Raw genomic sequence first — 24765 nt, forward strand, 5'->3', positions numbered from 1 at the left:
ACCCGAATTCCGCTGAAGGTTGACCGATGTCGGCCACATGCGTCAGCTGTCGGCGAAGGTTGTTTTGTCGGTCAGTCAGTCCAACTTTGCGGCCGTGCTCCAAAACGAGGCCCATGCTTCCTTCAAGTAGCCGTCCTCAAAGTACTAAGATCCCTAGCTGGGCATTGCTTGCTTGTGATCTGATCCGCAGGCGGGAACAACTCTTAATCTGGCGACAGCACCCGTGCGTGGGCAGATGGAGGTGATCTCTGCCGCGAACCGAAATGCCCCGGCCGCTTGCCGCTCGCTTAGGAGTGCCGCGCCGGATTGATTTGTTCAGGCATTCAACCACCTTGCGTCAAACAAACGGCTGCAAGGACCAACGATCATTCTGCCCCTGCTTCCACCGCGGGAGGCTCCGGCTTCAATAAGGTCCTGCTCAATGACCACATTTCCTGGAAAACAATCTTCCAATCACGTTTCTCCGATATCAAAGCGTTAGACATCCACTCGCGACCGGGAGAGCAGGACGCCCGCAGGCCGCGCGTGTTCTTCCGGCATCCGCGCCTCGCGTCATTGCGCGCACGACCCGGAGGCGCCCATGGCGCACCCGAGGATGACACACATCCATCGCGTAAATATGTTGAATCGGAACAATCAATTTTGCCAATAACCTGAAGAGAGATATGAAAAGGTTCAGGTGGCGTGGGGATGCAGGATAAGGAGCGTCTCTGATGGCTATCCATGGTAGTCCGCGCGACAACGCCCTCTTCGGCACCAACGGTGAAAATGTGATCACAGATCCAGACGGTAATGACTGGATTGACGCTCTTGCCGGTAACGATTCCATTTCGGCGGGGCCCGGCAATGACCGAGTCTTCGGTGGCACAGGTAATGATCATGTCTTTGGCGAGGAGGGCAATGACTACCTCTACGGCGACAGCGGGCGAGACGGACCGCGCATCACTGCTGAGGATAATGACAAGCTCTATGGGGGTCCGGGTAACGACACCCTCTTTGTTGGTGACGGCAGGGATTATCTGACCGGGGGGACAGGCAACGACACGTTCGTGTTCCAATTCCACAACCCGATCCCTGGATATGACCCGCATTTCGGGCCGGACCCGGATAATACCTCGATCTTGGATTTCAACCCGGCGGATGACACTTTGGCCTTCGATGCAGTCGGCCTCGGTAGCGACGGTTTTGGCGCCAACTTCGTCAACCACGCCAGCTCACGGTCTGGCCATCCAGTTGACACCTTCTACAGCGGCGACGCCGCGGGCGCGAACGGCGAGCATGTCGTCGTGCTCACCAACTCGTTCAGCAACGGCTCCCAGGCCGCGGATGCGATCTCCAATGAGCGTATCGGCGACGTTATCGTTTACTATAACCCGTTGACCCAGTCAGGGAATCTGGCCTATGTCACCTCCGATAACCATGCCGACGATTTTGCTCATCTCGGTAATGTCCACAGCGTCGCGGATCTGGCCGGGCTTGGGTTGAGCGCGTGGGACTTTACCTTCGTCTGATCCGCGGGAACCTTGGATCGGATAGCACGAGATGCGCTACCGCGTAGATACACCGCCGCTTTCGCCGAGGGCGATAATCACCGCGATCGAGACGCGTTGGAGACGACAAGCTTGACGTCTCCGAAGCCGCGGCGCGTCAGTTTGCGCAGGAGCCCCGTCCAGGTCGGCTTGGCCACGGAGATGCCGACCTCATGCCAAGCACCTCGCGGCAATGGTCGACGCCGACGGCGATAATCACCGCGACCGAGACGACGCGGCCGCCGCGGCGCACCTTCAGATAGTTCGCGCACATCCACTCCTATAGCCAATCGTCCTCGATCGGCCATTCAATCAAGGCCTTGAGCATCCCGTCGGTCTGCGAGGGAGAAAGCCGAATGGCTGCGGTACTCGGCGAGACCGCAATGCTTGGCGCGGCCACCAAAGAGTCTCGACATTATGCCAAGTTGGCAGAAGAGCCTCAGAAAGAGTGTCCTGCATACTGTTAAATTGGTCTGAACCAAAGTTTGGCAGGAGCCAAGCCGAACTGTCCCCGTGTCGCGGACGCGACAAAGCTGACCGCAGGTGTCGGTTGTCGGACGTTTTGCCGGGAGGACATGTGGTCATCCAATGAGCGGCGGTCCCGGTGGTGGCTGAGCATAGATCGGTTCAGCACCATCGATACGGCCGATCCGGCACGCAACTTGCTTAGATGATTTCGGGGCGCCAGCAGCAGTGCGTCACGGAGCTCAGCGATGATTGACCAGTCTCACAACTTCAATGGGGATAACCAGTGGGTTACGCTTTAGAACCGCAGCACGAAGCAGATGCCTCTGCTGCTTGAATGCGCGACCGATCTCTTGCGCTGGTGCGCAGTTTGGCTGCATCGCGCAACACAATCACGACGCGCTAGAGCTGGGACTTACCGGGTGCTGGCCAATCGACCGTGAGATCGGCCGGCAATCTCAATCGAGCGCATGAACCCCTGGCGTTCAGGAGAAGAGGCCAAATGGCGACAAATCCGGTTCCAGATCATGTTCCGCCCGAAATGGTGAGGGAGTTCAGCCTGTTCACTTCGCCCGGCATGTCGCCGACTCCCAACGGGGATCCCCACGCAGCAGTCGCTTGCGTCCATTCCGGCCCGCCTATCTTTTATTCACCCCTCAACACACGCGACGGCAGGGGCACCTGGGTGATCACCCGCGCCAGCGACCAGCGCCGGGTGCTGCAGGACACCGAAACTTTTTCCAGCCATCGCAGCATCTTTGCCTCCGCGTTGGGCGAAAGCTGGCCGATGATCCCACTTGAACTTGATCCCCCTGCCCATGGCGCCTTTCGCTCATTGCTCAATCCCCTGTTTTCGCCAAAGCGGGTGGCGGCATTGGAGCCGGCTGTCCGCGAGCGGGCAATCAGGCTCATCGACGGGATCGCCGCATCGCGCACAAGCTGCGACGTCATGAAGGATTTCGCATTTCCGTTCACGGTAAACATCTTCCTTCATCTCCTAGGGCTACCGGATGACCGAATCGACACATTTGTCGGATGGGGGAGAGATCTGCTCCACGGCGACGATGTGAAACGGCCGGCCGCGGCCCGTACGATCGTATCGTTCATTGATGAACTTGCAGCCGTCCGCCGCAAGGACCTGGTTGATGATTTCATGACGTTCGTCGTGCAGGCACAGGTCGAGGGCCGCCGCCTGACGAAACAGGAAGTACGCGGCGTCGGCGTGCTTGTCTTTGTTGCCGGGCTCGACACTGTTGCAGCAGCCATAGGCTTTGACCTGGCCTATCTCGCACGCAACCTCAAGGATCAGGAATTGCTGCGCGGCGAACCAGGCCGGATCGTGGCCGCGGCCGAAGAATTGCTGCGCGCCTATCCGACCGTTCAGTTGATCCGCGTGGCAACGAAAGATATCGACTTCGAAGGCGCGCCGATCCGCAAGGGAGATTATGTTTCCTGCGCCACGATGATCGCCAACCGCGACCCGGCGGAATTCGAATGCCCCAACACGGTCGATCTGGCGCGAGAGGACAACCGCCATGCCACCTTTGGCTATGGTCCCCATCGTTGCCTTGGCTCACATCTTGCCCGGCGCGAGATCGTCATTGGCCTGGAGGAGTGGTTGGCGCGCATCCCCGCCTTCCGGATCAAGAAGGGTACGGCACCCATCACCTCTGGCGGCCATGTGTTCGGGATCGAAAATCTGATCCTAGACTGGTCCTGACCAAGCCCCGCCCCCGTGCCGAGGTGCAAAGACAATGGAGGCAGCGCCATGCGCATCATCGTCCAAAATGCCAAATGCCAGGGTCACGCGCGATGCGCGGCGCACGCGCCACACATCTTCAAGCTCGATGACGCCGGTTACATCCTGGCCGGTAACATCGAAGTTGCGGAAGGGGAGGAACTGACTGCATCGCGAGGTGCGCGATCCTGTCCCGAACGTGCACTTAAACTCGACCGTGAACCCTGCAGCACGAGTGAACCGGACGTCATTCCACCGAGAGTCCGGCGGGCATGAAAGGGATCGACCAAGTGGCCCATACGGGAACTGAGGCACGCGCCTTCTGTTCCACCACCGTCCTCGTCCAACTGCGCAGGGGCACCTGCGGCATCGAGAAGCCCCCCAGGATGCGCAAACGCCAAGGTGCGGTTCGCGAAACACCTCTTCCGATCACAGAATTTGTGGCAGAGCCGATGGAACAGACGAAAATTGCCCAACTAATCGACCGTGAGGCGATCCGGGACTGCCTCTATCGGTACTGCCGCGGGATCGACCGCGCCGATGAAGCGGCGCTACGCAGCGCATACTGGCCCGATGCGCATGACAATCACGGCGCCTATTGTGGCCCTGCAGAGGGGTTCATCGAGTTTGCACTCGGTGTCTTCAAGACCGGACCCCGTAACATCCACCAGATCACCAACATCCTGATCGAGTTCATCAGCTCGGCAGAGGCTGCGGTCGAGAGCTATTTCACCGCGCTGCAACGCGCACCGGACAAAGACGGAGACGTACGCCAGACGCTCCTGTGCGGCCGTTACTGCGATCTGTTTCACAAGAGGGAAGGGGAGTGGCGGATTGCCGAACGGACAGTTGTCTACGATTGGATAGAGGAGCAGATCCCACCAGCGATCGTTGAGGCAGAACGGTTCGGCCCGCGACGGCCGATCGGAGCACCGCATCCGGACGATCCGGTCTACAGGCTCGGAAAGCGTCGCATTCCTTCTCCCCATGACTCTTCGGGGGCTTCGAACGACACAGCCGCATCCGCCGAGGAGAATCAAGGCCATGACAACTTTGCGATGCCACAGCGATCCCGGCGAAAGACTAGCCGGTGAAGGTGCGCCAAATTGGATTGCCTTTCTGCCCGCGACGGCGTGAGCGATCGGCTCTGTCCCACGAGCCCGCCGACGACACTGGTTGTGCCCAAATGTACGGGTCCTTGGCAGCGCAGATCATCACGGCAAGCTCCTGTCCTTGGCCGGTCCCTCAGCAGCCTCGGCTACCAAATCGGAAGTTGGATCGCTGCCGGATCGCTGCGTCGTCTTTCCGGGTCCGCAACTGGCCATCGCCAGGACGCGCTGCTTTAGCGCGACGCATCTTTTGCCGCTCAAAATTGATTGGATGAAATCGCCGAAGGATGTCCTCAACATGCAGACAGGACGCATCGTCATCATTACGGGCGCCGCGGGTGGGATCGGCCGTGCGCTGGTCGAAGTTCTTGCCAGGGATGGAGACACTGTCGTTGCGGTAGACCTTCCTGGCAGTGGCGTCGTTGAACTGGCCCGTGGTCTCGGCCACCCGCATCTTGGCCTTGAATGCGACGTCTCGCGGGAGGAGGATGTGCTCGCGCTTTACGGTCGGGTCGAAGCACAGTTCGCCCAGATCAGCGTCCTCATCAACAACGCCGCGATGGGACCCACCATGGCTGCGAGCGTCGACACTGGTGTCGACGCCTTCCGCCTCGCCCTGGCAGTAAACTTGATTGGACCGTTCGTCATGGCCCGCGAAGCGGCGAGGCGCATGAGGCGGGGCGGTGCGATCGTCAACGTCGCTTCGATGGCGGGCGTCGTAGGCAATCCCAAACGCAACGCCTACGCGGCCTCGAAGGCGGGCCTGATCTCGTTGACGAAGTCGCTTGCATGTGAGTGGGCTTCTCGCGGCATTCGCGTGACGGCGGTAGCGCCCGGCTACGTGCGCACGCCGATGGTGGCAGAACTGGAACGCGCGGGCAAAGTGGACCTAGCGGCCGTGCGCCGCCGCGTGCCGCTGGGGCGTTTGGCGCATCCGGACGAGATCGCTCTCGCCGTGCGTTTTCTGACCAGCTCGCAGGCGCGCTACATCACCGGTTCAGTGCTGGCGGTCGACGGAGGCTGGATGTCATTCAACCAGCCGGGGGATGCGCACCCGCAGGTGGATGGGATACCCAAAGCCGAACTGTGCTGTCCGGCCGAACGCACCGACGCGCGAATCGTGCTCGTCACCGGCGGCGCGAACGGCATAGGCGCGGCCGTGGTTCGCCGCTTTGCAGCAAACGGCGATACCGTTGTGATTGCTGATAGAGATGGCGCTGCAGCGGCAGAACTCGCTGCGTGGCTCCGCGGCAAGAACCCGGCCAAATGCGTGGATGTGGCCGTCGAGAGCGAGGTGGTTGCGCTATTCGAAGAGATGCGGGCGAGCTTCGGGCGCATCGATGTGCTCGTCAACGGTGCTGCTGCCGCCGACACTTTGTCGTTGGGAATCGAACAAATACCGGAACACATCCAACGCGTCTTAGATGTCAATCTTACCGGGGCCTTCACCTGCGCTCGCGAAGCGATCAAGACGATGCGCGCTGGCGGCGTGATCCTCAACATCGGATCGATCAACAGCTTTCTGCCGTTCGCGCCGCGCCATGCCTACGGTGCCTCCCAGGCGGGGCTGGACATTCTGACCCGATGCCTGGCGGCCGAACTCGGGCCGGTCGGCATACGGACGGCCACCGTCGCTCCTGGCTTCATTTGCACGCCCGGCGTTGCTCAGTTGGCGAAGGTCGGCCGCATCGACATGAAAACGATCGCACGACGCATCCCGATGGGCAGGCTGGGACAGCCGCAAGACGTCGCTGACGCAGCGTTCTTCCTGGCTTCGTCCGCCGCCTCATATGTCAACGGCTCGATCCTGTACGTGGACGGCGGCTGGACCTCTTTCGGTGATGCCGGAAACGCCAGCGAACTCAATAACGAGTATTTTGCGGAGGCCGCGTGTTGATCGTCGACTACTCGTCAGGCGCGCGGCTCATCGACGCCGAGTTCGTCCAAGGGTTCATGGTTCGGTCGGGCGCCGCGCCCGCACTGCTGTGACCGAAGATGTCATCCTCGGCGAGACGAACAGTCCGTCCTCATCGCTGTCGAAGCAGTTCCAACCGCTCGGTGCGCCTGCAACCGCCGAAAGGCTTGCCGCATGACCACGCCGCCGCCAAGGGCAAGATCGAGGCCGCGGCCAAGGCGCCTCGTGCGCACCCAGAGCATCTCCCGATGGCTAGCTCCGTTCTGTAAACAGGGAAACACCATGGAATTCGCAACCTTCATCCTGGCGGCCCAGCGCGGATATCACCAATCGTGCGAGAGCGTTATCCGCAACTCCATCGAACAGGCCGTCGTTTCGGAGCAGGCCGGCTTCGATACCGCGTGGTTCGCGGAGCACCACTTCAACAATTATAGCCTCATTCCCTCGCCCTTGATGATGGTGGCGCACTGCGCCGGCGTGACGAGTACCATTCGCCTTGGCACTGCCGTGTGCGTGCTGCCGCTCTATCAACCGCAGCGCCTGCTTTCCGAGATCGGCTTCGCCGACATTGTTGCGAATGGCCGCCTCGAGCTTGGCGTCGGCTCGGGATACCAGCAATTCGAGTTCGAGCGCTTCGGCGTCAATATCGATGAGGCGCCGGCGGTCTTTTCGGAATACTTGGACATCCTTCAAAAGGGCCTCAACCAGAACATCTTCGAGCACGACGGTCAGTATGAGAACATACCCCCCACGGCGATTTCGGTGCGCACCGTCCAGAAGCCGACCCCGCCGATCTGGATCGCCGCCGGGACGGCCCGCCTGGGCCGGGCCTATCGTGAGGGACACAATCTTTTTGTGACGGCATTCCATAACGGATTAGAAACTTTGCGCGTCCTGCGCGAAGCCATCGAGAAGGCCGCGGCTGCCGAAGGCAAGAATGTCACGGACGCCAAGATATCTTTGCTACGTTGCTGCTATGCCAGCGACGACGAGGCAGAGATCAATAGCTATCTCGACAACGCCCGCTTCCAGCGCCGGCTGTCTGAAGCACTGCATCAGCATCGCCAGCAGAGCCTGGACGGCTATCTGCTAAAAGAAACGCCAACGCAGCAAGATTTGTCATTCGCGACGATGCGCCGGAACCTGCCGATCGGCAACGTGAATCGAGTGGTCGATCGCCTGTTGGAAGAGATCGATATCTTAAAACCCAACCAGATCGCAATTCAGACCCAGTTGGGGGATTTCGACCAAAAGACGATGCTGCGCCAGATCGAGCTCTGGGGAGACAAGATCATCCCGGCGGTCAACAAGTCGCTCGATCATCAGGGCGGTTGATGGGACAAAACCAGGAGAATGGCACCCATGCTCGCCCACCACTGGGGCCGCCTCTGCGCCGGCCAATCGCCGCGTATCAGCTGGAGTTTGATCAGCATGTGCTTATCTGCGTGCTTTCGTGTGCACTCGAGGAAGTCGAGGCCGGCGAGGCGACGGCGACGGAGGCAACCGGTCTTTCGCGCGCCGAGCTGCGCGATGTCCTGGCCAGCAGCTTCCCCACTTTCCCCTTCAAGGCCTTCGCCCTGGAAGAGATGGGCGAGCCCGAGCCGGACCCGGAGGAAGAACTTTTGCGCGAGCTGCTCCTGGCCCATGCCCTGCCGGGCGACCCGGCAAGCGCCCGGTTTGCCAAGATCATCGCCCGGCGCGCCATGCGCAATGACCATCTCTGGCAGGACCTTGGCCTTTTCAATCGCACCGAGCTCAGCCGCCTGCTTGCCACGCATTTTCCGACGCTGGCGGCCGGCAACACCCAAAACATGAAATGGAAGAAGTACTTTTACCGCAAGCTCTGTGAGGCCGAAGGGTTTTCGCTATGCACCGCGCCCAGTTGCCGGGAATGCAATGATTTCGCAGGCTGCTTCGGTCCGGAGGAAGGCGAAAATCGCCTTGCACGAATCAAAAATGGATTTGCATTGGATTAAGAGCAGCTTTCGTCAGTGTTATGAGGCAGCCAACCTTGATCGCCATCGAGCCGTAGGCACTTTTCCCGGCGACGTTACACGGGAGGAGGGGACCTTCATCGCATGATCGCGGTGAGCGATGGTCGATTCGACTCGGGTCGAGATCTTCTTATTTCGGAAGCAGGGGCGATCATATTTGACTAACCAAACGAACGGGCGCATGACCTGTTCATAGCACTATCGGGTCACATCTAGTCTCTTAGAGACATTAGCACCCCATAGAATCACAGACCCAAGGACGGCCTGTCTCCACAAGGAGCCGGCCGCGACGCCGAGCATGACGACAACGTGCGCAGCCTGCCACAACGGGACGTGCCGTTGGTGCTGGGCGCCTGCCCATCGCAAATTACACGAAGGGGGCGCAAATCCGGACTTGGCGGGACTTGCAGCCGTTGCGGACAGGGCGCGGCCGACTATTGGGGTCAGCCCAGGCGCCTGGCAGGAGGCGGCGGAGGTCATGGGTTCACAGAATGCGTCGATTACCCTGGCTGCGATCCTGCAACGGGCCGAACGCATCTGCAGTTGTGGCGGCTATCTGCGGGATCTCACGGAAAAAGCGCGGGCGCAGAAATTCTCTGTTTGGCCCATGGTCACCGCGTTGCTCAACGCCAGAGTCGGGGGCGCTGGAGAAGGCTGCTGCCGGAAAAGGTGCGGAGGAATCCTCAGCAGCGCAGGAGCGCGGCGGGTGCCGTGGAGCAGCTCGCTGGATATCAGCGACGCGCTGCGCGACAGCATGAAGAAAAAGGGCTGGTGATGATGTCCCGGGCTGGATCGCCGATGCCGCCATTGGCAATGAGCTCGGAACGGAGAGCGTGCGGTCGATCAGGTCCTTGACCCAGAATGGCCGCTCGGCCGGCCTGTTCGACCTTTCAGCCGGTTCGTCTGAGGCCTTGCTGATATACGACTATGACTGTTCGCCTAGCAGCGATGCCAGTTGTGTGAGCCCGACAGCTTCTATTTTCGGGGCCATCGGATAGGACTCGGTTCCGGCGTACACGACGAAAGTGCGGTCGGGCTGAACATCTTCCAAGGCCATATGCAGACCCTTTCCCAGCGAAGGAGACAGGCTGCGTTTTATTTCGATTGCCCAGACGCCGCGATTGGCTGGAAGCTGGAGGACAAGATCGATCTCGGCTCCGACCGCGGTGCGGAAGAAGCTTGCGAGGGTCCCTTCGGGCGCCACCGATACAAGATTCTCCAGAACGAAGCCTTCCCAACTCGCGCCGACGACCGGGTGGCCGGCGAGGCTGTCGGCCGTCTCTATGCCAAGCAGGGCATGTACGAGCCCGCTGTCGCGGACGTACACTTTCGGTGTTTTGACGAGGCGTTTGCCCGTATTGGCGTGCAACGGCGGCAGCCGACGGATCAACAGCAGGTCCACAAGCAGATCAACATAGGACGAAATGGTCGGCGCGCTGACCGAAAGGTTGGCCGCCAGGCGTGACGCATTCAGCAGGCCCGCCTGATTGTGGGCAAGCATGGTCCACAGCCGTTCGAGGGTTTGCGCCGGAATCCGCGGGCCGAATTGCGGCACGTCGCGCTCGAGATAAGCGCGGATGAAATTGCGTCGATACGCGAAGCTGTTGGCTTCCGAATGTGCAAGAAAACTGTCCGGGAACCCGCCACGCAGCCAGAGACTTTCAACCGACAGCTTTTCAGAAGCGATCTCGAGCGCGTCCAGCGGTGTCATCTCGACATATTCGATGCGGCCGGCCAGGCTTTCGCCCGTTTGACGCAGCAGATCCATCGAGGCTGATCCCAGAAGCAGGAAACGACCGGTGCGGCGTCCGCGCCGGCGTCCGGCGTCGATCAACCCTCGAAGCTCCTGGAACAACTCTGGCATTCGATGGATCTCGTCCAGGATGACCAGACGGTCCTCGTAGGCGCGCAGGAACAGTGCTGGATCCGACAACTTGTTCCTGTCCTCGCGGGACTCCAGATCGAGATAGAGTGCATCCAGGTCTTCACCAATCTGCAAGGCGAGCGTTGTCTTGCCGACCTGGCGTGGGCCGATGAGGGCCACAGCAGCTTGACGGGCAAGCGCCTGACGAACTTGAGGTAGCACACGGCGGCCTATCATCCATGCAAATTAAAAGGCGCGTTTTAAGATTGCAAGGATAAATAGCTGGATACCGCACAACGGAGGCGCGCAGCAAGCCGTGTTCCGATCACTCCGCACGGTCACGCCGGAAATGGGACCGGATGGCGCGCGCGATCGATACGTCGGCGGCAGTCAGACATTGACTTTCATCCTTTCCGGTTCCATGTAGTAACCCATTGGGTTATATGACTGCATCCAGACAGTTGCCGAGACACCATTGTTCATCAAGCAGGCAGCTGAGCTGTTCAGTGAGGATGAGCGAAAGGAACTGATCGACTTTCTGGCCGCCAATCCGCAGGTTGGTGATGAGATTCCCGGAACCGGCGGTGTGCGAAAGGTGCGGTTCGGCGCCAAAGGCAAGGGCAAGCGCGGCGCGGCACGCGTCATCTATTATTGGTACAGCGATGACGCGCCGATCTACGCGCTGTTGGCGTACGGAAAGAACGAGAAAGTCGATCTAGAGCCCGACGAAGCCAAGGCGGTCGCGGCATTCGCCAAAGCGATCAAGGCAGCTAACAAGGAGCAGGACATGAGCGAGATGACGAAGTTCGGCGCCGATCTGATCCAGGCGATGTCGGAAGCTTTGGCTCACGCGCAAGGCAAGGACGTTCCCGGCATCAAGGTCCACAGCGTGGACGTTGGCGTTGTGGACGCAAAAGCAATCCGCAAGAAGCTCGATCTTACACAGGACGAGATGGCAACCGTGCTGGGGACCAGCCCATCCGGCTACAAGAAATGGGAGCAGGGGAAAAGGCAGCCGAGTGGCGCTGCGCGCACCTTGCTTCGCATCATGAAGAAAGAGCCCGAGGCCGTGTTGCGAGCCCTGTCGTCCGAGAAGGAGACGACCAAAGAACTTCATGGTGCATCGCACTGAGCAGGGGAGGGGCTTTTTCTACAGCCCGGACGCCTTGGTTAGTTGGTCGCGCCGCCGCTGATACTTTCGCGTCATTTCGGCTGAGGCATAGCCGAGCTGTTTTTGCACATGCGGTTCACGCAGCTCTGCCAATTGATTATCCGTCCAGATTGCGATCTGTATGTCGGGATGCGACGGGGCCGTAGGATAGCGAGTGCCATCAGGGTAGGCCCCGAAATCCCCTCGGTAATCTCTCCCATGCGTTTGACAAGAAGCAGTCGCGGCACTTGCATTGGACGTCGCGTGACATACGTGATATGAGTGTGCTCATATGCAATCTCACGTGATGTCTTGTCCGACGCTCTCTTCTCATCTTTCCTCATGGTCGATCGACCGCATGCGCCGATCGGCGGACGGCGCACGTTCAAGCGTACGCCCGCCGCCTTCTTCCTTTCCGAGCATTAACACCCAAAACGTCACGAAAGGCACGGTCCTCCATCGCACGCACGGCTCCAGTTTCCGGCCGGCGCAGTTCAACCCATGCATGGGTCAGCCGACGCGATTCGCTCCTTTTCAAGACTCCGCAGGCGCATGCGTACCGACGCTCTACGCGGCGACATCGCGGGAGGCAGCGGCTTTCGAGTCGATCTTTCACGACATCGAGCCCACTGCCGTCTTCAAGACAGTCCGCCTCGACGTCATCGAATCGTAAAGCTCGGATCTCGAGCAACAGGTCCGCGTCGGCGCCGACCTCGATGCTCGGCCTGCGCGCCGGCATTACCATCATTTCGTAGGCATGCGTTAATGTCGAAGACACATGCTCCGCGGCCGGTTGGCCCTCCTCACGAGATATGTCTTTCTCGATACCGAAGTCCACAAACGAGCTAGGGGGGCGCGGGCATCCCGAAAAATACCTACGCTCGATCAGGGCGAGATCGCGAAGAGCGGCAACTCCCAATAATCGAGCGGAACGCGTCTCAACCATGGCGGATCGGTCCCGGAATAGAAGCGCCGTGGCGACGCATTCGCGACGATATTGCAAAGAAGGATATCCAGTGGTTAGAAAGCGAGGCCCAAAGCAAGTGAGAGCCCTCTGCGGAGTCTGGTTGATTGAACTGCGCCCTGCTGTCCGGCTGACAATTCTAGCTTGTCGCTGATCAAAGATGGATGGCGCTTTTGAAGAGCTGACACTTGCGACCGAAGCCCCAAGCGACGCCCATCCGTGCCAACCTTTTTGGTGGCCAGCACCATTTCCTTCCCCTGAGATGACATGAGCAGATACAAGGATTACCGCAAGCCCCGTCGGCGTCGAGATGACGACGGCCCGTTTCCTTTTCCAGAAGAGGACCTCGTCCCAAGCTTCTTTCATCAAACGTCACCTGCGACGGCAAAGCCGGTAGACGCAGAGGTCAAGTGGTTCAACGCAAGCAAAGGTTTTGGCTTCGTCAGAGTCTCGGACGGAAGGGACGCCTACCTGCATATTCGGGCATTGGAAGCGGTTGGAAGGAGCAGTGTCCCAGAGGGAGCGCGGCTCAAGGGCACCTTGGAGGAGACGCGAAAAGGCCATCAGGTCGCGCAAGTTCTGGAGATTGCACGGGAGACTGCCAACACTTCGACATCCGCGCCGGAAAGCGCCGGCACCGTCAAATGGTATAACGCCGAGAAAGGCTTTGGCTTCATTGCTCCTGAAGCCGGCGGAAAGGACGTATTCGTCCACGCCTCAACGTTGGCCCGCTGTGGAGTGAGCGAGCTCGTGGAGGGACAAAAGGTCTTTATCGAGTGCGCGCAGGGCAAGAAAGGTCTGGAGGTGCAAAGCATTCGTGTAGTTGCTTGACGACGGCCCAGCCCTTTTTGTTGAACGCGCGATGGTGAGCCATTCACTGCGCATAAGCACATCAGAATGGCGCGTTTGTCGCGGTGCTCGATCCTCATCTTTTAACGAGGGCCGATATGGTTCACTTCGTGCTCACCGTCGTTGCCATGGTCGTTCAAATTGAGGTTGCGGTTTATCACGGAACGCGGGCGCGACGGAAATCGAACAACATAACAGCACCTATAAGGTGGCAACAGCGGCTTGACAGGGATTATCATGGTACTGCTTGCCGACGGCCTCGGCCCAGCAGGAATTGCCAAACTGGTCGGCTGCTGCAAATGCAGTTTTATCGGATCATTCAAGCCTTCAATCAATCTTCTGCTGCGATAGCCAGAAGTGGTGGACTAACGCCGACATAAGCAGATCATGCTGGCCTTCCCCGACAAAGCCGGTAAAAGAGTTCCCCGTGTTGTCACGGAATAGGAGTAATTGAATGCACGAGGACACCGCAAATAGCCGAGGCCTGTTGATTGAACTTACGGCAGATATTGTATCTGCCTATGTCAGCAAAAACGCCGTTCCCCCCGCGTCACTGCCAGAGCTTATCGCAAGCGTGAATTCGTCATTGTCGAATCTTGGGCAGGCGGTCGAGCCAGAGAAGCCAGCCCAAGCGCCTGCGGTTAATCCGAAGCGGTCGGTGTTTCCCGACCACATCATCTGCCTAGAGGACGGCAAGAAATTCAAATCGCTTAAGCGTCATCTCAACGTCCACTACGGCCTGACGCCCAACGAATATCGCGAGAAATGGGGATTGAAGTCCGACTACCCCATGGTGGCGCCGAACTATGCGGCCCAACGGTCGGCGCTGGCGAAGTCGAGCGGTCTCGGCCACAAGGCTGTCAGCAATCCTGAAAGGAAGTCGGCGGCACGCAAATCTAGGTAGGGGGCGCAATGCCTCCCCCAGGTCGATGCGCCATAGGGTGGAATTGACCGGCCAAACCTGTAGGGCCTTCAAATCCGACATAGCCCCTGCGCACACCCGAAGCAAACTCGGAGGCGACAAGGACGCCGGCAATCCTTTCGTAGCAAGTCCTGCTACGGCTAAGTGATCGCCGGCTGGTCCTGTGCAATCGCGGCCGATCGCGTCACAGCGGCTGCCTGGCTGCTTGAGCTGCGCGGCCAGATCGCTAGTCTCGACTGAGACGCGAACTCTATCGCCGGGGTTCCTTGGAAGGTCTGCGCGGCCTTGAAGACCGCTTCGATTTCGAAGGCGAAGTCCAGATAAAATTGCCGGGGAGGGCTTTGAAGACGAAGCCGAGGCGGTATTGCGGCAGCGACTCCGGTCCTCGCCGCCATCGACGTCATAACCGAGTGTACAGATAACTCCGCAGCCCCAGGCGGCAGACTTAGAGTTCGACGCGGCTGATGAATAGACACCCGCGCGCCGTGATTAGGAGCGCTGGTGGCCGCACAAACTCCCGACTTTTCCGCTGTCGATTCTGTCGGATTGGCGACAACTGTAGCTCGACCGAGACAGGCTCTTCGAGCGTAACCCCGCTGCAAGTTAGAGAAAAATCTCGGTTGGCCTGAAATGGCATGATCCTTGTTGTTTTCCATTCGATGTGATCGCCGCGGGCAAGAAACGCGACGGCCCGCTCGCGAAACCCAAATGGAGGAAAAGGATGATACGACCGGAAAGAGACTCAATCTTTGGCCAGCCTCAGATTCGCCTTAAGGGGCGCGAGGGCTTCGCCGGGAAAGTTCCCGTCTTGGGCATTCATGCAATTCAGGAATGACTTCCAATTCTAGTTGCGAAGACGCGGTCCGGGCGCTGCGGTAGTTCGCTTGAAGCCCTAGAAAGCTTCATCAAAGCAATAGTGGGTACTTACGTCGATGGGCTTAGTGAAGACATTTATTGTCTCCTTCATCCGCTTGGCGGCGGGATTGGCGTTTGTATGTGCTGCACTCACAGGCTGCCTGCTTGCCTCCACAGCCATGGGGCAGGACAACCTGCTGGATGTTGCGAGATCGCTGTTTAGCCCCATTCCCAAGCCTGCTGCAGACCTGGACGGCAATCCGGCGACCTTAGAGAAGCTCGAGTTGGGGAAGATGCTCTATTTCGAACCGCGGCTCTCGCAAGCACATAACATCAGCTGCAACACCTGCCATCAAATCGGCCGTGCTGGCGGCGATGGCCGCTCCACCTCTATTGGCCATAACTGGCAGCGCGGCGGCCGCAATGCGCCAACTGTATTCAACGCGGTGTTCAACATCGCTCAGTTTTGGGACGGACGGGCAGCGGATCTGACGGAGCAGGCCGGCGGCCCGATCTCCAACCCAACGGAGATGGGGACCACTCCCGGGCACGCCGTCGAAGAGCTCAAGGGCATTCCTGGGTACGTTGAGGCGTTCGGCAAAGCCTTCCCTGATGAAGTCGATCCCCTCAGATATGACAACATCGCGAGAGCCATCGCCGTGTTCGAGGCGACGCTGATCACGCCTAACGCACCCTTCGACAGGTATCTCGAAGGTAACGAAAACGCGCTCACCACTGAACAGAAGGAGGGGCTCAGGCTTTTCACCGACAAAGGATGCTCGTCTTGCCACAACGGCATCAACCTCGGTGGGAGCATGTACGCTCCTTTTGGGGTGGTCGAAAAGCCCGGCTGGGAGTTCCTGCCGCCTGACGACAAGGGACGCGTCGAGGTGACACGGAAGGTGGATGACGACTATGTCTTCAAGGTCCCTACCTTGAGGAACGTTGCACTCACCGCCCCCTACTTTCACAGCGGCCATGCATGGGATCTAGAGCAAGCCGTGGCGGTGATGGGCACGACCCAGCTTGGTACGCAGCTGAGCCCTGAGGAAGTCGACAAGATCACCGCTTTCCTACAGGCGCTCACCGGGGACCAGCCGAAGGTCACCTATCCCACCTTGCCGCCGAGCGTCGCGACGACACCCCGGCCGGCGCCGTGACCGCATAATCCTTCGAGGGCGGCTAATAGAAGCCGAGAAAGGGCCAGACGCCTGCTTCAATCTTGATCGCCAATGAGCCATAGCCGCTTTTCCCGGCGCCGTCCCACGGAGGAGGGGATGTTCATCGCCTCGCGATATTTTGTGACGGTGCGGCGCGCAACATTGATGCCGGTTTCCTTCAGCCGGACGGCGATCTCGTCGTCGGAAAGCACGTCACCGGGCGATTCTTGAGCAATTATCGCTTTGATCCGATGGCGGACAGCTTCGGCGGAGTGCGCGTCGCCGCCCTGGCAGGAGGCAATCGCGACGGTGAAAAAATACTTCAGTTCGAACACCCCGCGTGGGGTAAGCATATACTTGTTCGAGGTCACCCGGCTCACCGTCGATTCATGCACGTTGATCGCCTCAGCGACAGTCCTGAGATTGAGAGGCCGCAGATGGGCCACGCCATGTTGGAAAAAGGCATCCTGTTGGCGCACGATTTCAGTCGCAACCTTAAGAATCGTCTTGGCCCGCTGATCCAGGCTGCGGATTAACCAATTCGCGTTTTGCAGACATTCGTTCAGAAACGCTTGATCTTTCGAATTCTGGACGGTGTGTCGCGAAACTTCTGCGAAATAGGTTTGGTTGATCAAAACTTTGGGCAATGCGTCCGGATCAAGTTCGATCTGCCATCCACCTCCGGGTGAGGGCGTGACCCAGACGTCGGGTATGATGGATTCGGGCGCTCCGGATTGGAATCGGTTGCCAGGCTTGGGATCGAGCGCACGGATTTCATGCAACATCTCGAGAAGGTCTTCTTCATCGACGCAGCAATGCTGCTTCAACGCCTGAAAATCGCGTCTGGCAACCATCTCAAGGTTCGAAACCAACGCGGCCATCGCCGGGTCGAACCGGTCTCGCTGACGCAACTGGATCTCGAGACATTCGCTGAGAGTACGAGCAAAAATTCCAGGTGGATCAAACTGCTGCAAGGTTGCGAGAACCCGTTCCACATCCGTCTCGCGGGCCCTCAGTTTGCCGGCCAGTTCCACGAGGTCCACCCGAAGATAGCCCGTATCTTCCAGATGGGCTGCGAGCTCGCCGGCAATCAGCCGCTCCTGTGGTGTGAATGCAGTGAGCGCGATCTGACCAGCGACGCGGTCGTGCAAGGTTTCGGTGCAGGCGGCAAACTCGTCCAGGGCAGGGCGGCTATCCGCAGGGGTATTCGTCGTATTGCGCAGCGATTTCCATTCCCCCGGTCGCTCGGCGGCCGCCGCGCTCGTCGGCCTATCCGTGTCTTTTTCGCGTGCGCCGGTGGACTGGTCTGCCGAAATCGGCACGTCGCCAAGAGCCTCACCGTCGTTTGAAGCTGGCTCCAAAAGCGGATTTTTCTCGAGTTCCTGCTCCACAAATTGATGCAGTTCGGCGCGAGCCAGTTGCAACAGGCGAATCGACTCAATGAGCTGAGGCGATGCCACCATAGATTGCTTCTGGCGTTGAAGCAGCCTTGCCGAGGACAGCATGTTGAACGCGAAACTCCGATCGAGGAGGCTCTTGGCCGTGCGTTAATGGGATTGCCAGACGCTCACTTGATCATGCGGCGGCCTGCAGTGTTTCAAGAACGTTCTGCGGGGATGAGACGGCATAGGGATCGGTCTCGCAGTTGTCGGAGAATCCTTCTTCCTCGAACCATTGCTCCACCGCACCGTCGTTGATCAGGGCGGCGTAGCGCCAGGAGCGCATTCCGAAGCCGAGATTGTCCTTCGCAACCAGCATACCCATTTTGCGCGTGAACTCGCCTGAGCCGTCCGGGATAAGCTCGACCTTCTGCAGCCCCAAGGACTTGCCCCACGCATTCATGACGAAGGCATCGTTGACGGAGATGCAGTAGATTGCGTCAATTCCTTCCTTCTTGAACTCGTCATAGAGCTTTTCGAAATTGGGCAGTTGGTAGGTCGAGCAGGTCGGGGTGAAGGCGCCAGGCAGCGAGAACAGGATGACGCGCTTGCCATCGAAATAGTCGTCGGATGTCTTGTCTTGCCAGCGGTATGGATTTGGCCCCTCGACGGACTCATCGCGAACACGCGTGCGAAAAGTAACGAAGGGGACCTTCTTCGTGATGGTCATCAAGTAGCTCCTTTTAGGAGAAACCTGGCATGGCTTCTCGGTTTGGGCCGACGCAACGTCGACTCGGCAGGCATGCCGGACATGAGATGAAGGCCTTCGCGGCTTCCAAATCGCTCTTCCATCCGGTGGTACGGGAAGGCCTTGGGCCCACCCTCTTCGTCATCCGAATGGCCTGGCCAATATGAGTGATTTGGGCGGGATCGAGCAACCCTTTTGCGGCAAGTGGCGCTGGAAGGGATGTGGATGACTGGCTGCTTGTCGTCGAGGAGAAAGTGGTGGTGATCGACAGTGTCAATCTCGAAATAGCCGTGTGGCGCCGCAACGTTGAGGTCGCGCAAGAGTCTCGCTTCACGAAAGTGGTTCTGCCTATTGTAGATGGTTGCCAGTGGCGCGCCGACGTCGGTTGGAGTGACCCTTCGATGCAGTGCTTCGGCATTCACATGCTGATGAGGACCGGCAAGCAGCAATTGGGCGCATGCCGCGCAGTTGGATATCGGCCTCCGACCACACCTGCGCAGAAAAGCTAGCGAGCACTGACGCCTGGAGGGGACGACCTCCCGATGTTTATCCGCGATAGTCACCGTCGCCTCAAGCGCTTGTACGGAGTCACCAATGATTCGCTCGTCGCTTTGTTTGTGGTTCGATGGTTCTAATGAGCTGTCGCAAATGCCGTGCCATCTGACTTGCAGCAGGGATGGAAGCGAGTTTTACCTTGAGTAGAGGGAGCTGCTTTCGGGGTCGCCATGGAGGAAAGGCTTCCGTCTAAGACGGCGATCTCATCGGGCTAACTTGTAACATCTCAGGCAGCTAATGCTCGGGAAACATACAAGGCGTTTCCACGTGACGACTCGACGGACCTTCTTGTGTCAGAAGGTGGACGAAATGTCGGAAGCTCTACCAAGGGCAGGGCTGGGCCGCGAGAAGGGAGAAGTGGTGGAAGGGAGACGATACTTATGCTGAACCCGAAGCGCAGCTTCGTCCGCGCGTAGCCGAATGGGAAAGGGCCGAAATAAGTTCGTTCATGTCAATGAACTCTGCGCTCTTTTCGGCACGTCGGTAAGAACTCGCGGCGGCAGCCAGAGCACTTGAAAGCGCGCCTGCGGAGCGCGTAGCAGCCGAGAAGGCCGCAATGCGGGCAGACTGGCTCGCCATTCGTCTTTGGCCAGCTGAAATGGCAGAAGGTCGTGTAGGCTTCCTCCTCGTCAATCCGACGAGATCCTGGATGGGCATGTCCCGGCATGCCGGGGACATCAGGAAATGCTGCTCGTTCGGTATTTCACAACCCCGCGTTTCGTTCTCGGATCGCGATGGCTATCTTCGAACCACACCGGACGCTCCAAAATCCTGGGGGTCAGGCGGTGCGAAGGAGAATTAGAGGCCTGGGGTTCAGGTTCAGGCTCCTGGACTGGGCAGCCGTCGATACGCAATGGGCAAAGCGGCGGCCGTGGGAGGCCCTCGAAATCAGCGTCGTATGCTTATCCCCTCAACATGGGGCGGGCCCTTGGATATGGCGGCGGGAGTCGATCGGTTCCTTGCATTTTGGGCTGACGATCGGAACGGGTCGTTGTGCCGCGGTGAATTCTATTGTGAGGCGCGATGCCAAATTGCCCGTGGTCGACTTTGTCGGGCGAAAGAACTACATACCCAGCATGGTTCGCGCGATTACGAAGACCCATATCATTGGCGCTGCTGAAGGCTTTTCAGCAGTGGACGGGCTTGTATTGGCTACGGTCAACGCGCCCTACAAGCGGGATATCAGCGTAGCGGCGCTGCGGGAGTGTATTGCCAAGGCCAAACTGGACGACTGGCCCGTCCATGTCGCCACTTTCTTCACAGACGTGGAGCCTTTTCTCGTTTTTCAATTTGCAAGCGCTCACGGTATCTCTAAATCCAAGCTCGCCAAGGCTTACATGGCAACTGGGATCATCAGGCATATGATGAGGCGGCAAACTACCTCAAACTCATCTACCCAGAAGGCGAGATCGATTTTATCGTCGCTTCTTACACTACTAATGTGCCAACGGCGCAAAATCATTGACTTGAGTGAGTTTAGTAAGGCAGCCTTGGAGAGAAAAGGCCCGCTGCCGGGAGGAGGTGGCAACGGGCCCGATTCGAAAACGGCACTAGAGGGGTGTGCCGCATTCAAGATCGGCATCGCATCGAGAGAGTTGATGGCCGACACCCTCATAGTAGCTTCCGCGTCAGATATTGCAACGCACAAATGTCATCCCGCAATGCAATAAAAGCATCGGCCTAGCGAAAAAGCACTTCGAAGTGCTATGTCGACAGGTCGACACCTCCGCGCCCAAGCTGATCCGCTGCCGTGGCAGCCGATCGATCCGTAACGATTTCGAGAGCCGTGATCCGCCCGTGGAGCAAAGCAAGTCCGAGCTTTATGTCCAAGGGCCGCCGGCCGGCCAATGACGCTCGAAACCGTCGCCTATGGCTGCAGCCTGGAGCGGCGGAAAAACGAACTCGCCAATCGCGACGATCGCGGCCGGGAGATTCGGTGGCTGCAAGAGAAGCGGTTCCCTTCCGACGAACGCCGTCCATTGCCTTGCTTTCTCGCTGTCCTCGGCAAAAGCGGTACTGAGTCCAAGCGGAGTCTCCGTTGGCAGTAGCGTGTCACGGCGTTCAAATGTCGCTCGGATTGCCTGGACCAGCGATCCACCTTCGAACGCGAACAGCCGCGACAGCGCCAGCAGGTCGTAAAAATCCTTCGTGCGACTGTTCGCCTGGCCAAGCACGACGATTGCCTGGAGTTTTTCGGCAACCACGGTTTCATGGGATAGGCTCTCAGTCGAGGACCCTCGGCCGACAGAAGCGACGGAAACTCCAGTTCCTGCGCCGTCGGCGTAACAGCGTCACCAAAGCCGATGTCGACTTGTACCGGGATCCGGGTCCTCCCGAGAAACGCTGTCGTCTGCACCCTGACGCCGCCATATTGCTGGCCTTCACGGATCACCTCGACGCTCAGGCCGTTCGCATCGTACACCAGTCCGTCTCTTTCGGCCTCGATCCGGCAAATTGTTTCGAAAACGGATCGGATCGCCGTTACGGCTGGATTGCCGAATCCAAGAAGATCGAGGTCCTGCGTAGGGCGAAACGGATCGTTGAGCCACGCTGTGAAGAGCATCGCGCCCTTCAGGATGAACTGATCTCGATGCGGGGAGATGCTCAGCCGATAAAGCAGCCTCTCGATGGCGTATCTTCTCAGGATGAGCTGATTGTCCGTCTGCTTGTCCCGCGCGATGTTGCGGAGCCGAGCAAGAATCGATGCTGGAAGATTCGCCGGCCTATCCTTCATCAGCAACTGTGCTTTCAAGATAAGGACGAACGACACTCCAGATGCGCAGCGCCTGCGCATATCGGGCAATGTCGTCGGGCCTGGCCTTTCTGGACCGCCAGCCCATGCGGAGCGCTTCCATTGCAACGTCGAGGCCGACGGCATTGCGGAAGCGGAAGCAGTCCACGATCGACTTGGCCGGATCAAAGATCCGGACAGGCACCGAATCGATGGTGTAGGTCTTGACGCCAATGGTGAGCGCCTTTTCGCCGAAGCGAGCAACCCGGATCGGCGGATAGTCGATCGTCGGCTTGCGGTCCTTGGAGCCGATTGCGATCCAGACGCCGCGCGGAAGCTGCAGCGTGATCTCATGAAACTGGAGCGCCGATACGAGGCAGATCACGCCTTTCGGAACTCGGGTTGCGATCTCGGCCAGGGAATGAGAAATGTCGACGTCGGCATCCGCGCGTTCGTAGAGCCCACGTGAGGGGCGATGGAGGATGCCCTCGTCTACCAGACGCGCAAGTGTAGCCGGATTGATGCCTCGGCGTTTCAGATCCGACAGGCGCATGATCCCGTGGTGCTCAATCAGACTGACGGCAAGGTCGCGCTGAGAGGTTTCAAGGGATCCGGTCATGTATCAAACTGTCGGCAATTATAGGTAAGTTCCGACATTTTATTACACCGGAGAGGGGAAGTCGGCAAGCAGCCCTTCCACCGTTCTGTAAACGTGGCGCGAGACATCGGCGCGTCAGCATCGTAGCGCGATGGAAGAACATAGCGTGAGTTCCCGGCGCATGTCCTGAGTGCGATCATGATATCGACGGATTGGCGCGACAGATAAACATTATGAGGCTTGGAGCGCTTCATGCGCCCTTTGGGAATGCTCCACACGGCAAATCGACTTCATCCCAGACCGCATCCTGCAATTCGCTTTTTCGAACCATGGTCAGCAGTATGAGTCGCAGGCCCAAGCGGATCGTCGCGCCATGCAGGATCACGAACGCGAAGATCTGCTTGACGATGTCGCGGACGTGGATAGCCGTTGCCGGTGCTCCTCGATCCTTCACTTTCTTGCAGAGCCCCCGGAGATCGTCCGGCGAGATCTCCTTGAGGAGCCGGTTTCTCCAGGTCGGCACAATGTCGCGGTCGAAGATCGCCCGGCGCATGGCGCGTGTACTGTCAGCCATACGCGCTTCCTGAACCAACGCTCCCCGAACTCACCGAAACTCTTGGCTTCCTTCAAGCGGCGCTTCTGTCGCTGCTTCTCCTGCGCAGGCGAGATTCCCTCCCCGACCATGCGACGCGCATCGAGACACCACTCTCTCGCGCGGGCGAGGGTTACACATATCTTCTCTTGAAATCAGTGACGTAGAGCGGGTTAGCGATAGTTAGCGATAATCCGCGAATGACCCAAAATCACTCGACTTGCGCCATCAGGGTGCGTTCAACGGAGATATCTGGGCGCACCTTGACTAAAGGTTCACTTCCGCCAGATCGACGACAGCAACCGTGGCGTTCTCGACTATTGCCAGAAGACAGGTGCGTCATCCAGGATTGAAGTTGTGGCGGCGCAAATTGGCCGGGGAGGCGTGCCACTCACGAGGAGTGGACGACAGCGTTTTGTGCCTTTCGGTCCCGGCGTGAGGTATGGCTGTCATATTTACGCTCTCCGACAGGTTTCGTTGGTCTTGTCAGGTTCGCGACACGGGCTCGGTTAGCCATTCCCTTATTTTGCTCAGGTCAAATAACTGAAAAGGAAGAACAAAAAACTTTCTTCGATCGGTCAATAAAATTGGCACGAGTTTTGAACCTTGCATTACGAGGCGGCGAAAAAGCTGCCGACCGGCATTCATGTCGCGGGCAGCCGCGATGAATGGAACGAAGGAAGGAAAGCTACATGTCAGGTCTGCGTCAGATCGCCTTTTACGGCAAGGGCGGCATCGGCAAGTCCACCACCTCCCAAAATACGCTCGCCGCCCTTGTCGATCTCGGGCAGAGGATACTCATCGTCGGCTGCGATCCCAAGGCCGACTCCACCCGCCTGATCCTGAACTCGAAGGCGCAGGATACCGTGCTGCACCTTGCTGCAAAGGAAGGTTCGGTGGAAGACCTCGAACTCGAAGACGTGCTCAAGATCGGCTACAGAGGCATCAAGTGCGTGGAGTCGGGCGGCCCCGAGCCGGGTGTAGGCTGCGCCGGCCGCGGCGTCATCACCTCGATCAACTTCCTCGAGGAGAACGGCGCCTACGATGATGTCGACTATGTTTCCTACGACGTGCTCGGGGACGTGGTGTGCGGCGGTTTTGCAATGCCGATCCGCGAGAACAAGGCCCAGGAAATCTACATCGTCATGTCCGGCGAGATGATGGCGCTCTATGCCGCCAACAACATCGCCAAGGGCATTTTGAAATACGCCCATTCGGGCGGCGTGCGGCTCGGCGGCCTGATCTGCAACGAGCGCCAAACCGACCGCGAGCTCGACCTCGCCGAAGCACTGGCTTCCAAGCTCAATTCCAAGCTCATCCATTTCGTGCCACGCGACAATATCGTCCAGCACGCCGAGCTCAGGAAGATGTCGGTGATCCAGTATGCACCGGACTCAAAGCAGGCCGGGGAATACCGTGCGCTGGCCGAGAAGATCCATGCCAATTCGCGCCAGGGCACCATCCCGACCCCAATCACCATGGAGGAGCTCGAGGACATGCTGCTCGACTTCGGCATCATGAAGACAGACGAGCAGATGCTTGCCGAACTCCAAGCCAAGGAAACGGCGAAGGCGGCCGCACTGTAACGAGCGTTGTCGACTTGAGGTGCGGCCTTGACCAAGCGCGCCTTTGTAACGGCGCCTCGCCG

20 protein-coding genes and 4 pseudogenes are annotated in these 24765 nt (G+C 58.9%); 14 read left to right on the forward strand and 10 right to left on the reverse strand.

All coding sequences use genetic code 11. From position 1 onward, the window contains the following. The first annotated feature begins 713 nt into the window (after positions 1-713). Complete coding sequence (locus RFM98_RS29500; protein WP_320312042.1) at positions 714-1511, forward strand: calcium-binding protein; 798 nt, start codon at positions 714-716, stop codon at positions 1509-1511. A gap of 92 nt (positions 1512-1603) precedes the next feature. Here RFM98_RS29500 and RFM98_RS29505 read toward each other — a convergent pair. Next, positions 1604-1791 (reverse strand): annotated as a pseudogene (locus RFM98_RS29505) (transposase); the annotation flags it as partial. Between the two features lie 705 nt (positions 1792-2496). Here RFM98_RS29505 and RFM98_RS29510 point away from each other — a divergent pair. From RFM98_RS29510 to repC, 7 genes are all read left to right on the forward strand, one after another. Beyond that, the gene (locus RFM98_RS29510) at positions 2497-3714 is read left to right on the forward strand and encodes a cytochrome P450 (protein ID WP_320312043.1); all 1218 of its coding nucleotides are present in this window, start codon (positions 2497-2499) and stop codon (positions 3712-3714) included. A 48-nt stretch (positions 3715-3762) separates the two neighbouring features. Continuing rightward, positions 3763-4008: a ferredoxin gene (locus RFM98_RS29515; protein ID WP_320256007.1), complete on the forward strand. Its 246-nt coding sequence runs from the start codon at positions 3763-3765 to the stop codon at positions 4006-4008. A 176-nt stretch (positions 4009-4184) separates the two neighbouring features. Further along, positions 4185-4826 (forward strand): nuclear transport factor 2 family protein, encoded by a 642-nt coding sequence (locus RFM98_RS29520; RefSeq protein WP_320312071.1) that lies wholly within the window; start codon positions 4185-4187, stop codon positions 4824-4826. 313 nt (positions 4827-5139) lie between these two features. Further along, complete coding sequence (locus RFM98_RS29525) at positions 5140-6738, forward strand: SDR family oxidoreductase (protein ID WP_320312072.1); 1599 nt, start codon at positions 5140-5142, stop codon at positions 6736-6738. Between the two features lie 300 nt (positions 6739-7038). Next, a complete protein-coding gene (locus RFM98_RS29530; RefSeq protein WP_320312044.1) occupies positions 7039-8091 on the forward strand; it encodes an LLM class flavin-dependent oxidoreductase in 1053 nt (350 codons plus the stop codon). Beyond that, the gene (locus RFM98_RS29535) at positions 8088-8732 is read left to right on the forward strand and encodes a nitrogen fixation protein NifQ (RefSeq protein ID WP_430682362.1); all 645 of its coding nucleotides are present in this window, start codon (positions 8088-8090) and stop codon (positions 8730-8732) included. The genes RFM98_RS29530 and RFM98_RS29535 overlap by 4 nt, the downstream gene beginning before the upstream one ends. A 316-nt stretch (positions 8733-9048) precedes the next feature. After that, positions 9049-9525, forward strand: a complete 477-nt coding sequence (gene repC / locus RFM98_RS29540; RefSeq protein WP_320312046.1) for a replication initiation protein RepC — start codon at positions 9049-9051, stop codon at positions 9523-9525. A gap of 150 nt (positions 9526-9675) precedes the next feature. Here the strand turns inward: repC and RFM98_RS29545 are convergent, their stop codons facing one another. After that, entirely contained in the window at positions 9676-10794 is a 1119-nt protein-coding gene (locus RFM98_RS29545) for an ATP-binding protein (RefSeq protein WP_320312047.1), read from the reverse strand. Between the two features lie 295 nt (positions 10795-11089). Between RFM98_RS29545 and RFM98_RS29550 the strand changes: the two genes are divergently transcribed. Further along, positions 11090-11746, forward strand: a complete 657-nt coding sequence (locus RFM98_RS29550; protein WP_320312048.1) for a helix-turn-helix domain-containing protein — start codon at positions 11090-11092, stop codon at positions 11744-11746. A gap of 18 nt (positions 11747-11764) precedes the next feature. On the opposite strand, the pseudogene RFM98_RS29555 reads toward RFM98_RS29550, so the two are convergent. Further along, a pseudogene (locus RFM98_RS29555) lies at positions 11765-11875 on the reverse strand (integrase); the annotation flags it as partial. Between the two features lie 1120 nt (positions 11876-12995). Here RFM98_RS29555 and RFM98_RS29560 point away from each other — a divergent pair. The 3 genes from RFM98_RS29560 (at position 12996) to RFM98_RS29570 (ending at position 16514) form a co-directional block, all read left to right on the forward strand. Beyond that, a complete protein-coding gene (locus RFM98_RS29560) occupies positions 12996-13559 on the forward strand; it encodes a cold-shock protein (RefSeq protein WP_320312049.1) in 564 nt (187 codons plus the stop codon). Positions 13560-14031: 472 nt separating this feature from the next. Next, entirely contained in the window at positions 14032-14481 is a 450-nt protein-coding gene (locus RFM98_RS29565; RefSeq protein WP_320215370.1) for a Ros/MucR family transcriptional regulator, read from the forward strand. 950 nt (positions 14482-15431) lie between these two features. After that, entirely contained in the window at positions 15432-16514 is a 1083-nt protein-coding gene (locus RFM98_RS29570; protein WP_320312050.1) for a cytochrome-c peroxidase, read from the forward strand. Positions 16515-16570: 56 nt separating this feature from the next. Here the strand turns inward: RFM98_RS29570 and rpoN are convergent, their stop codons facing one another. The 4 genes from rpoN to RFM98_RS31450 all read right to left on the reverse strand — a co-directional run bounded on the left by rpoN (position 16571) and on the right by RFM98_RS31450 (position 19863). After that, the gene (gene rpoN / locus RFM98_RS29575) at positions 16571-18019 is read right to left on the reverse strand and encodes an RNA polymerase factor sigma-54 (RefSeq protein WP_320312051.1); all 1449 of its coding nucleotides are present in this window, start codon (positions 18017-18019) and stop codon (positions 16571-16573) included. A gap of 70 nt (positions 18020-18089) precedes the next feature. Continuing rightward, positions 18090-18623 carry a peroxiredoxin gene (locus tag RFM98_RS29580; protein WP_320277896.1) on the reverse strand — a complete coding sequence of 178 codons (534 nt, stop codon included), beginning with the start codon at positions 18621-18623 and terminating at the stop codon, positions 18090-18092. Beyond that, on the reverse strand, positions 18623-19204 hold the full coding sequence (locus RFM98_RS31445) for a transcriptional repressor (protein WP_430682363.1): 582 nt from the start codon (positions 19202-19204) through the stop codon (positions 18623-18625). Before RFM98_RS31445 ends, RFM98_RS29580 begins: the two co-directional genes overlap by 1 nt. A 443-nt stretch (positions 19205-19647) precedes the next feature. After that, positions 19648-19863, reverse strand: coding sequence for a transposase (locus tag RFM98_RS31450; RefSeq protein WP_430682364.1), 216 nt, complete (start codon positions 19861-19863; stop codon positions 19648-19650). A gap of 292 nt (positions 19864-20155) precedes the next feature. Between RFM98_RS31450 and RFM98_RS29590 the strand changes: the two genes are divergently transcribed. Next, on the forward strand, positions 20156-20866 hold the full coding sequence (locus RFM98_RS29590) for a hypothetical protein (protein ID WP_320312053.1): 711 nt from the start codon (positions 20156-20158) through the stop codon (positions 20864-20866). A 150-nt stretch (positions 20867-21016) separates the two neighbouring features. Here RFM98_RS29590 and RFM98_RS31455 read toward each other — a convergent pair. From RFM98_RS31455 to RFM98_RS29605, 3 genes and pseudogenes are all read right to left on the reverse strand, one after another. Next, a pseudogene (locus tag RFM98_RS31455) lies at positions 21017-21990 on the reverse strand (nucleotidyl transferase AbiEii/AbiGii toxin family protein). Next, positions 21920-22546, reverse strand: coding sequence for a type IV toxin-antitoxin system AbiEi family antitoxin domain-containing protein (locus tag RFM98_RS29600; protein WP_320312055.1), 627 nt, complete (start codon positions 22544-22546; stop codon positions 21920-21922). Before RFM98_RS29600 ends, RFM98_RS31455 begins: the two are co-directional and overlap by 71 nt. A gap of 89 nt (positions 22547-22635) precedes the next feature. Then, positions 22636-23254, reverse strand: a pseudogene (locus RFM98_RS29605) (tyrosine-type recombinase/integrase); the annotation flags it as partial. 555 nt (positions 23255-23809) lie between these two features. Between RFM98_RS29605 and nifH the strand changes: the two are divergent. Next, positions 23810-24703: a nitrogenase iron protein gene (gene nifH, locus RFM98_RS29610; protein ID WP_320215360.1), complete on the forward strand. Its 894-nt coding sequence runs from the start codon at positions 23810-23812 to the stop codon at positions 24701-24703. The last annotated feature ends 62 nt before the right edge of the window (positions 24704-24765 follow it).

Source organism: Mesorhizobium australafricanum (genome assembly GCF_033977265.1).
Taxonomy (GTDB): domain Bacteria; phylum Pseudomonadota; class Alphaproteobacteria; order Rhizobiales; family Rhizobiaceae; genus Mesorhizobium; species Mesorhizobium australafricanum.

Excerpts from the sequence above, each read along its gene's own strand:
- RFM98_RS31450 (WP_430682364.1), bottom strand. The coding sequence starts at position 19,863 with ATGCCGGGACATGCCCATCCAGGATCTCGTCGGATTGACGAGGAGGAA.
- RFM98_RS29565 (WP_320215370.1), top strand. The coding sequence starts at position 14,032 with ATGCACGAGGACACCGCAAATAGCCGAGGCCTGTTGATTGAACTTACG.
- RFM98_RS29525 (WP_320312072.1), top strand. The coding sequence starts at position 5,140 with ATGCAGACAGGACGCATCGTCATCATTACGGGCGCCGCGGGTGGGATC.
- RFM98_RS29560 (WP_320312049.1), top strand. The coding sequence starts at position 12,996 with ATGAGCAGATACAAGGATTACCGCAAGCCCCGTCGGCGTCGAGATGAC.
- RFM98_RS29515 (WP_320256007.1), top strand. The coding sequence starts at position 3,763 with ATGCGCATCATCGTCCAAAATGCCAAATGCCAGGGTCACGCGCGATGC.
- rpoN (WP_320312051.1), bottom strand. The coding sequence starts at position 18,019 with ATGCTGTCCTCGGCAAGGCTGCTTCAACGCCAGAAGCAATCTATGGTG.
- RFM98_RS29530 (WP_320312044.1), top strand. The coding sequence starts at position 7,039 with ATGGAATTCGCAACCTTCATCCTGGCGGCCCAGCGCGGATATCACCAA.
- RFM98_RS29570 (WP_320312050.1), top strand. The coding sequence starts at position 15,432 with ATGGGCTTAGTGAAGACATTTATTGTCTCCTTCATCCGCTTGGCGGCG.
- RFM98_RS29600 (WP_320312055.1), bottom strand. The coding sequence starts at position 22,546 with ATGACCGGATCCCTTGAAACCTCTCAGCGCGACCTTGCCGTCAGTCTG.
- RFM98_RS29580 (WP_320277896.1), bottom strand. The coding sequence starts at position 18,623 with ATGACCATCACGAAGAAGGTCCCCTTCGTTACTTTTCGCACGCGTGTT.
- RFM98_RS29500 (WP_320312042.1), top strand. The coding sequence starts at position 714 with ATGGCTATCCATGGTAGTCCGCGCGACAACGCCCTCTTCGGCACCAAC.
- RFM98_RS29510 (WP_320312043.1), top strand. The coding sequence starts at position 2,497 with ATGGCGACAAATCCGGTTCCAGATCATGTTCCGCCCGAAATGGTGAGG.
- RFM98_RS29520 (WP_320312071.1), top strand. The coding sequence starts at position 4,185 with ATGGAACAGACGAAAATTGCCCAACTAATCGACCGTGAGGCGATCCGG.
- nifH (WP_320215360.1), top strand. The coding sequence starts at position 23,810 with ATGTCAGGTCTGCGTCAGATCGCCTTTTACGGCAAGGGCGGCATCGGC.
- repC (WP_320312046.1), top strand. The coding sequence starts at position 9,049 with ATGACGACAACGTGCGCAGCCTGCCACAACGGGACGTGCCGTTGGTGC.